The sequence below is a fragment of the Mycobacterium sp. genome, from assembly GCF_049802695.1.
Lineage (GTDB): Bacteria > Actinomycetota > Actinomycetes > Mycobacteriales > Mycobacteriaceae > Mycobacterium.
Window position 1 is genome coordinate 1 of the sequence record NZ_JBARMY010000095.1, and the last position, 8,958, is coordinate 8,958.

Here is an 8,958-nt window from a genome sequence, read left to right on the forward strand (position 1 = left end):
ACTGCGCACCAGCGGGTGGTGTCGATCGGCGCGCCAGGCCCGGCCACACCGTCCCACCAGCCCGGCGTCGGGTGACCAGGCCCGGCCGGTCCGGTGACGTGCGAGTCGCCGGTCAGCGCATGCAGGATCAGCACGACGTTGTCCCGCGCCGGCGACAAGTCGCCCCAGCGCTGCACGGCGATGGTCGCATCGTCGATCACCGCACCGCTTTCCAGCGTCAGCGCGCCGATCTCGACAACGCCGACCTCGCCTTCAGCCGGCAGTGTCTGGGTGGGCACGTCGGAGATCGTCACGTCGCCTCTCCTCAGAACGCCGCCACGGCGTGCGGGTCGCTCTGGGGATTGCCGCCGTCAGCGTGCGGCGCGGTAGCGCCACCGAATTTCGCGGCGGCGGCGAAGCCCAACTCCAAGTCGGCGAGAATGTCGTCAATGCCTTCCAGCCCGACCGCCAGCCGCACCAACCCGGGGCTGACACCGGTGGTCGCCTGCTCGGCCGGGGTGAGCTGGGCATGCGTGGTCGACGCGGGATGGATGACCAGCGAGCGCACATCGCCGATGTTGGCGACGTGACTGTGCAACTCCAGCGCGTTGACGAACGCCTTACCGGCCTCCACCCCGCCGGCCACTTCGAAAGCCAGCACAGCGCCGGTTCCTCTGGGCGCCAGCTTCTTTCCCAGCTCGTGCCACGGCGAGCTGGGCAGGCCCGCGTAGTTGACCGAAAGCACATCGTCGCGCCCGGCGAGGAATTCGGCGACCCGCCGGGCGTTGGCGACATGGCGCTCGACGCGCAGACTCAACGTCTCCAGGCCCTGAGCCACCAGGAAAGCGTTGAACGGCGCAGCCGCCGACCCGTAGTCGCGCAGCAGTTGTACGCGCGCCTTGGTGATATAGGCGGGCGGCCCCAGCTCGGCGTACACCATGCCGTGGTAGCTCGGGTCGGGAATGGTGAAGCCGGGGAACCGGCCCTGGGTCCAGTCGAAGGCACCGCCGTCGACGATGACACCGGCGATCGCCGAGCCGTGCCCGCCGAGGTACTTGGTGGCCGAGTGGACCACGATGTCGGCGCCCTGCGCCAACGGCTGAATCAGATACGGCGTTGCGATGGTGTTGTCCACGATCAGCGGAACCCCGCTGTCGTGCGCGACGCCGGCGACGCCGGGAGTGTCGAGTATGTCGATCTGCGGGTTGGAGATGGTTTCAGCGAAGAACGCCTTGGTATTCGGCCGCACCGCCGCGCGCCACGAGTCCAAGTCGTCGGGATCCTCGACGAAGCTGACCTCGATGCCCAACTTGGGCAGCGAGTAGTGGAACAGGTTGTAGGTGCCGCCGTAGAGCCGCGGGCTGGAGACGATGTGGTCGCCGTTGGCGGCCAGGTTCAGGATCGCGAACGTTTCCGCTGCCTGGCCGGAGGACAGGAACAGCGCGCCCACCCCGCCTTCCAGGGCGGCGATGCGCTGTTCGACGACGTCGGTGGTCGGGTTGCCGATCCGGGTGTAGATGTTGCCCGGGATCTCCAACCCGAACAGGGCGGCGGCGTGGTTGGTGTCGTCGAAGGTATAGGACGTGGTCTGGTAAATCGGCAACGCTCGCGCATTGGTGGCCGGGTCCGGGTGCTGACCAGCGTGGATCTGTTTGGTCTCGAACGACCAATGCGCGGTTGGATCGTTGTCGGTGCTCTCGGAGCTTCGGTCAGCGCTCATCGGACTGCTTTCTCGTCGAACTAGGCAGCGGTGCGTTCGTCACTTGCGATACGCAAGGGGCAGCCCGGAGAGTGCGCATCAGGGTTCCCTGTCTACTCGGGGGGCCCGACACGGCGGACCCGCGCTTGCCGCGTAGCCGGTGATGGCTACTCAACCTGGTCATCACCCGGGGCACCCCACCGCGGTTGGAGGGTTGCCGACCAGCAAGCCGGGGCTTAGCGCTGGCACTCATGACCGAACTGCAGCCTATCGCACAGCCCCTACGTGCGGCCACCTGGTGGCGATGCGCAACTGTCGAGGTCGGGTTCAGGTCTTGAGCCCTTGATAACGTGGCAGCGACGGATACAAGTGGAGCCCCTCCAACTGACCGATAGTGACGCCGGGAGAAAGACCGTGTGCGCCGAACAGCCGACCATCATCTACACGCTGACCGACGAGGCGCCGCTGCTCGCGACCTATTCCTTCCTTCCGATCGTGCGGGCCTTCGCCGAGCCGGCAGGGATTCAGATCAAGACCAGCGACATCTCGGTGGCCGCGCGGATCCTCGCCGAGTTCCCCGATCACCTGACCGACGAGCAGCGGGTGCCGGACAACCTGGGGGAGCTGGGCCGGCTGACGCAGCTGCCGGACACCAACATCATCAAGCTGCCCAACATCAGCGCCTCTGTGCCGCAGCTGGTAGCCGCGATCAAGGAACTGCAGGGTAAGGGATTCAAGATTCCGGACTTTCCGCAGATTCCGAGAACCGACGAGGAAAAAGACATTCGCGACCGCTATGCCAAGTGCCTGGGCAGTGCGGTCAATCCCGTTCTGCGACAGGGCAATTCGGACCGGCGCGCGCCGAAGGCGGTCAAGGAGTACGCACGCAAGCACCCGCACAGCATGGGTGAGTGGTCGATGGCGTCGCGCACTCATGTGGCGACGATGCGGCGCGGCGACTTCTACCACGGCGAGAAGTCGATGACTCTGGATCGCGCGCGCGACGTGCAAATGGTGCTGGAGACCAAAAGCGGCGAGACCCTCGTGCTCAAGCCGGAGGTGTCGCTGCTCGAAGGCGACATCATCGACAGCATGTTCATGAGCAAGAAAGCGTTGTGCGAGTTCTACGAGGCGCAGATGCAGGACGCCTATGAGACCGGCGTGATGTTCTCGCTGCACGTCAAGGCAACGATGATGAAGGTGTCGCATCCCATCGTCTTCGGGCACGCCGTCAAGGTCTTCTACAAAGACGCTTTCGCCAAGCACCGGAAGCTGTTCGACGAACTCGGCGTCAACGTCAACAACGGATTGGTCGATCTCTACAACAAGATCGAGGCGCTGCCGGCATCGCAGCACGACGAGATCATCCGGGATCTACACGCCTGCCACGAGCATCGGCCTGAGCTGGCAATGGTCGATTCGGCGAAGGGAATCACCAACTTTCATTCGCCCAGCGACGTGATCGTGGACGCGTCGATGCCCGCCATGATCCGTGCAGGCGGCAAGATGTACGGCGCCGACGGGCGGCAGAAGGACACCAAGGCCGTCAACCCAGAGTCCACCTTCTCCCGTATCTACCAGGAAGTCATCAACTTCTGTAAAACCAACGGGCAGTTCGATCCGACGACGATGGGCACCGTCCCCAACGTCGGTCTGATGGCGCAGCAGGCGGAGGAATACGGCTCGCACGACAAGACCTTCGAGATCCCCGAGGACGGTGTCGCCAACATCGTCGACCTCAACACCGGCGAAGTGCTGTTGACGCAGAACGTCGAGACCGGCGACATCTGGCGCATGCCCATCGTCCGAGACGACCCGATCCGCGACTGGGTCAAGCTGGCCGTCACCCGGGCGCGTCACTCCGGCATGCCGGTGTTGTTCTGGCTGGACCCTTATCGGCCGCATGAAAACGAGTTGATCAAGAAAGTCAAGACATACCTCGCCGATCACGACACCGACGGTCTCGACATCCAGATCATGTCGCAGGTGCGTTCCATGCGTTACACTCTCGAGCGCCTGATCCGCGGGCTGGACACCATCGCCGCGACCGGGAACATACTGCGCGACTACCTCACCGACCTGTTCCCGATCCTCGAACTGGGCACCAGCGCAAAGATGCTGTCCATCGTGCCGCTGATGGCCGGCGGCGGAATGTACGAGACAGGGGCGGGCGGTTCGGCGCCCAAGCACGTGCACCAACTGGTCGAGGAGAACCATCTGCGGTGGGATTCCCTCGGTGAATTCCTGGCGCTGGGCGCGTGTTTCGAAGACATCGGCATCAAGACCGGCAACGAGCGGGCGAAGATCCTCGGCACGACGCTGGACGCCGCGATCGGCAAGCTGCTGGACAACGACAAGAGCCCGTCGCGCAAGACCGGTGAGCTCGACAACCGCGGCAGCCAGTTCTATCTCGCGATGTACTGGGCGCAAGAACTTGCCGCGCAGCCCGGTGACGAGCAACTGCGGAAACACTTCGCGGCACTGGCCGATGCGTTGGTCGAGAAGGAAGACGTCATCGTGACCGAACTCGGCGAGGCCCAAGGCGAACCGGTGGACATCGGCGGGTACTACGCACCCGACGCCGCCTTGACCACAGCGGTGATGCGGCCGAGCAAGACCTTCAATGCTGTTCTGCAGGCTGCGCAGGGCTGACACGGATCCTCGAGGCGGCGGCGACTGATGGCCGGTCAGCGGGCGAAATCGACCGGCCGGAACTTTCCGTCGGCGAGCTTGGCCTCGATTTCTTCCAGGCTCCTGCCGGTGAGGTCGGGCATTCGAAAGAACACGAAGAGCCAGGCGCAGACGTTGAAGAATGCATACAGCCACATCGACGGGCCGATACCGATGGCGCTGACCGTAGTGAGCAGCGTCAGCGTGATGACTAGGTTGGTCGCCCACATCGCCGCAGATTGCGCGGCGGTGCCGGCGGGCCGTACCGCCAGCGGGTAGATCTCGGAGCCGGTAAGCCAACCCATCAGCTGTATGCCGCCCGCGTTGAACAGCATGAAGACGATCAGGCAAGCGATGATCATCGGCGCGGAGTCACGGTCGCTGTTGCCGGTGACGAACAGCAGTCCCAGCACAAACAGGCTCACCGCTGCACCCGGAATCATGATCAGGGCGAGCCGGCGTCGTCCGACCTTATCGATCACGGCGAGCCCGATGAGCTGGGCGAGGAGGTAGCTGAATCCGAGCCCGACCGAGACGTCCAGCGCGACCGAGGTGACAAATCCGTTGTACACCAGGATGGTTGGCGAGTAGTAGATGATCATCTCGATGCCGCTGAGCTGGGCGAAGACCGAGATGCCACAGCCGAGTATCAGAGCAGGACGCACCCAGGGCTCCCGCAGGGCAGACCAGCCGCGGGCGCCGGCAGTTTGCCTTACTCGGGCCGGCGGCGCCATTTCGTGTAATGCTGTTTCGACGTCATATCCGGGCGGCCGGGCCCGCTCGAGCATGTGGTAAGCCTCGTCGCGGTTGCCGTGGTCGATCAGCCACCTCGGGCTCTCCGGCAGCCGCAGCAGTAGGCCCAGCATGAGCGCGGCAGGGACGGCGGCGACGCCAATGGACCACCGCCAGGAAACGGACTTCGACGCCGCGACGATGGTTGCGATCAGGATGCCGATCCCGATGGCGATCTGGAAACACAGCACCAGGCGGCCTCGATATCTTTGCGGGGCCAGTTCGGCGACGTACATCGGCGCCGTCTGCGTTGCCCCGCCAACTGCGAAACCCAGGACCAGTCGCCCCAGCGACAACACGACCGGGTTGGGCGCCAACGAGCACCAGAGCGAGCCGATCACGAAGACAGCGGCGAGCATTACCAGCGTGTATTTACGACCGCGCCGGTGCGAGAGGTCGCTGCACACCAGTGCTCCTATTACGGCACCGAGCAAGATGCTGGCCGCTATCACCTGCTTCCAGTTCTGGCCGATGTGAAAGTCTTTGGTGATTTGCAGCAGGGCACCGGAGATGATTGCCGTGTCGTAGCCGTAGAGCGTGCCCGAGATCGCCGGCACGAGCGCCACGATCACCACCGCCCCGGTCAGCTGTCCGGGCGTGTTCCGGCGTTTACCTGGCCCAACCCTCTCCGATGCAGTCAAGCGCGCCCCTCCAGTCCAGCTGACAGCCAGCGCCGGGTACCCGCGCCGGCCGCAGCGCAATCGGCGTTGGAGAGGAGCCTTGGCTGTCCGGTTAGCTGGCCGGCGGGTCGAGCGCCCGCAACGGCGAGCTGTACTCGTCGATGAAGTCGGTGATGATCTCGGTGATGCGCCCCGGGGCCTCGAACATCGGGATGTGCCCCAAGCCGTCGAGCGTGGTGATTCGGGTGTCCTCGGGCAGGTGGGATTTGAAGTATTTGCTGTACCGCGGCGGGGGAAAAACCCGGTCCTTCTCGCACAGCACCAGTTGCGTCGGGACGGCGGTCTGCGCGAGTTCCGCCAGCCCGGGCTGCAGCAGCGCTTTGACCAGGATTTGGAAGTAGGCGGGGCAGTGCGCCACGTCGTCAACGACGGCGATCATCTCCTTCTCGCTGACGCCCTCCGGCGTTCCGCTGATCGGCAGGGTGGCGAGGCGCCGACTGAACGGCAACCGCAGGGCCCGCGGCCCGAACAGCCGGGCCAGCAACCACATCGGCATGCCGCCGACGAACTTGGCGATGACCTGGTATTTCCCCGGGCTCCAGCGCGTCCACCCACCGGCCGGCGCGATGCCGGTGACGGTGCGGGCCCGCCCGCGAGTCTCCAGCTCGAACGCCACCCAGCCGCCCAACGAGTTGCCAACGATGTGGGCGGTGTTCCAGCCCATGTCGTCGAGTTGCCGCTCGATGTGGTCGGCCAGCACCTTGGAGCTCAGGAACCAGGTGCCGGAGTACGGGCCGCCGTTGTGGCCGGCCATCGTCGGCGCGAACACTTCGTAGCGCCCGGTGTCGGCCAGCTGCTCGGCGACGGTCTGCCACACCACCTGCGAGATCAGGAACGGGTGCAGCAGCACGATCGGTTCTCCGGAGCCAAGATGAATCGGCTCGCGACGTGTTATTCGAGGCGACGGCGAGTGAGCGGAGCTCACGAGTGAGGAGCCGAGCAGGCGCATGTTGCCGACCATAAAGGTGATACCGCCGGTACTGCAAGCGTGACGGGGAGCACTGCCACCAGCGTGAAAAGATCTAAAGCACCATGAACAGCCGAACCGGAAGTCGCCGGGTCTTCTCCGGCGTACAGCCGACCTCTGACTCGCTTCACCTGGGCAATGCGCTGGGTGCGCTCACGCGCTGGGTCGAGCTGCAGGACGAACACGACGCCTTCTTCTGCGTCGTCGACCTGCACGCCATCACCATCCCGCAGGATCCCGAAGTGCTGCGCCGGCGGACGCTGGTCACCGCGGCTCAATACCTGGCGCTGGGTGTCGACCCTGAGCGCAGCACCGTCTTCGTGCAAAGCCACGTACCCGCCCACACCCAGTTGGCCTGGGTGCTGGGTTGTTTCACCGGGTTCGGGCAGGCGTCGCGGATGACGCAGTTCAAAGACAAGTCGACACGGCAGGGCGGCGAGTCGACGACGGTCGGTCTGTTCACTTACCCGGTGCTGCAGGCCGCAGATGTGCTGCTCTACGACACCGAACTGGTTCCGGTCGGCGAGGACCAGCGTCAGCACCTGGAGCTGGCCCGTGATGTCGCGCAACGGTTCAACAGCCGGTTCCCGGACACCTTTGTCGTGCCAGAGGTGCTCATCCCGAAGGTGACGGCCAAGATCTACGACCTGCAGGACCCGTCGTCGAAGATGAGCAAGTCGGCGGCCACCGATGCCGGGTTGATCAACTTGCTCGACGACCCGGCGTTGTCGGCCAAGAAGATCCGCTCGGCCGTCACCGACAGTGAACGCGAGATCCGCTACGACTTGGCGGCCAAGCCGGGGGTGTCGAATTTGCTGAGCATCCAGTCCGCGGTGACCGGCGTCGACGTGCACACCCTTGTCGAGGGCTATTCCGGCCGTGGCTACGGCGACCTGAAGAAGGACACCGCCGAGGCCGTCGTGCAGTTCGTCTCACCGATCAAGCGTCGAGTCGACGAGTTGATCGCCGACTCCGCGCAATTGGAGGCGGTGCTGGCCGGTGGGGCGGCGCGGGCGCAGGAGGTGGCCGCGAAGACGATCGACCGGGTCTACCACCGGCTAGGGTTTCTCCCGCATCCCCAATAGATCGAGGCTGGTATGACGGATCCGGCCAGACCGGGCATCCTGGATCGCCTGCGGGCGCGCTACGGATGGTTCGACCACGTCATGCGCGCCAACGAGCGGTTCACCGAGCGCAAGGGCAACTTCTACGCTGCCGGCCTGACGTACTACACGATCTTCGCGTTATTTCCGTTGCTGATGGTCCTTTTTGCGGTGGCTGGTTTCGCGCTGTCCCGGCAACCCGCATTGCTCGCCAAAATCGAGATCCAAATCAAGGCCTCGGTGTCGGGTCACCTGGGAAAGCAGCTGCTGGACCTGATGAACTCGGCGATCGACTCGCGCACGTCGGTGGGCATCGTCGGTCTGGCGTTGGCAATGTGGGTTGGGTTGGGCTGGATGGCGAATCTGCGGGAGGCGCTCAGCCAGATGTGGCAAGAGCGGCACCAGCCGGCCGGGTTCGTCCGCACCAAGTTGTCGGACCTGCTGGCGATGGCATCGTCGTTCGCCGCGATCGCTGTCACCGTCGCGCTGACCGCCATCGGCAACGCCACCGTGATGGGCAAAATATTGCACGTCTTGGGCATTCACTACCTTCCGCTGCTGGACGCGCTGCTGCGCTGCCTTTCGGTACTGGTGTCGGTGCTGGTGTCCTGGGTGCTCTTCACCTGGATGATCGCGCGGTTGCCCCGGGAGTCGATCAGCTTCGACAGCGCGGCGCGGGCCGCCTTCTTCACGGCGATCGCCTTCGAGGCGTTCAAGCAGATCGCGACGATATATCTGCGGTCGGTGCTGAAAACCCCGGCCGCGGCGACGTTCGGGCCGGTGTTGGGGTTGATGGTGTTCGCCTACATCACCGCGCGGCTGATCCTGTTCGCGACCGCCTGGGCTGCGACGTCACCGGAGAACCTGCGAGCGATGCCCGCCGAGCCGCCGGACCCCGCGATCATCAGCCCGCGGGTCCAAGTCGACGACGGCTTGCGACCAGTGCGGGCAGTGGCCGCTGTGGCTGTAGGAGCCCTTAGCGCGTTTGGCCTTTCCCAACTGTGGCGATGGCGCGGGTCGGCTAAGCCAGATGGCGGCGACCCGCTTCGCCCGGCTTTCCGCCGCGCT

The 8,958-nt window shown here is 64.9% G+C and carries 6 protein-coding genes, 1 pseudogene and 1 riboswitch; of the genes and pseudogenes, 3 read left to right on the top strand and 4 right to left on the bottom strand.

The features are described from left to right. Together WA317_RS03455 and WA317_RS03460 are read right to left on the bottom strand one after the other, a co-directional pair. Positions 1–293: pseudogene (locus tag WA317_RS03455) on the bottom strand (homoserine O-acetyltransferase MetX); the annotation flags it as partial. A gap of 11 nt (positions 294–304) precedes the next feature. Next, positions 305–1,699: a bifunctional o-acetylhomoserine/o-acetylserine sulfhydrylase gene (locus WA317_RS03460; RefSeq protein WP_425171711.1), complete on the bottom strand. Its 1,395-nt coding sequence runs from the start codon at positions 1,697–1,699 to the stop codon at positions 305–307. 116 nt (positions 1,700–1,815) lie between these two features. Then, positions 1,816–1,935: riboswitch (SAM riboswitch) on the bottom strand. 157 nt (positions 1,936–2,092) lie between these two features. On the opposite strand from WA317_RS03460, the gene WA317_RS03465 reads away from it, so the two are divergent. Continuing rightward, a complete protein-coding gene (locus WA317_RS03465) occupies positions 2,093–4,330 on the top strand; it encodes an NADP-dependent isocitrate dehydrogenase (RefSeq protein WP_425171712.1) in 2,238 nt (745 codons plus the stop codon). 35 nt (positions 4,331–4,365) lie between these two features. On the opposite strand, the gene WA317_RS03470 is transcribed toward WA317_RS03465, so the two are convergent. Next, on the bottom strand, positions 4,366–5,781 hold the full coding sequence (locus WA317_RS03470) for a sugar porter family MFS transporter (RefSeq protein WP_425171713.1): 1,416 nt from the start codon (positions 5,779–5,781) through the stop codon (positions 4,366–4,368). A 91-nt stretch (positions 5,782–5,872) separates the two neighbouring features. Then, positions 5,873–6,670 (bottom strand): alpha/beta fold hydrolase, encoded by a 798-nt coding sequence (locus tag WA317_RS03475; protein ID WP_425171714.1) that lies wholly within the window; start codon positions 6,668–6,670, stop codon positions 5,873–5,875. 182 nt (positions 6,671–6,852) lie between these two features. Here WA317_RS03475 and trpS point away from each other — a divergent pair, with 182 nt between their 5' ends. Next, entirely contained in the window at positions 6,853–7,872 is a 1,020-nt protein-coding gene (trpS, locus tag WA317_RS03480) for a tryptophan--tRNA ligase (RefSeq protein ID WP_425171715.1), read from the top strand. Between the two features lie 12 nt (positions 7,873–7,884). Continuing rightward, positions 7,885–8,958: inner membrane protein YhjD (gene yhjD, locus WA317_RS03485; protein WP_425171716.1), on the top strand; the 1,074-nt coding region annotated here is incomplete at its 3' end.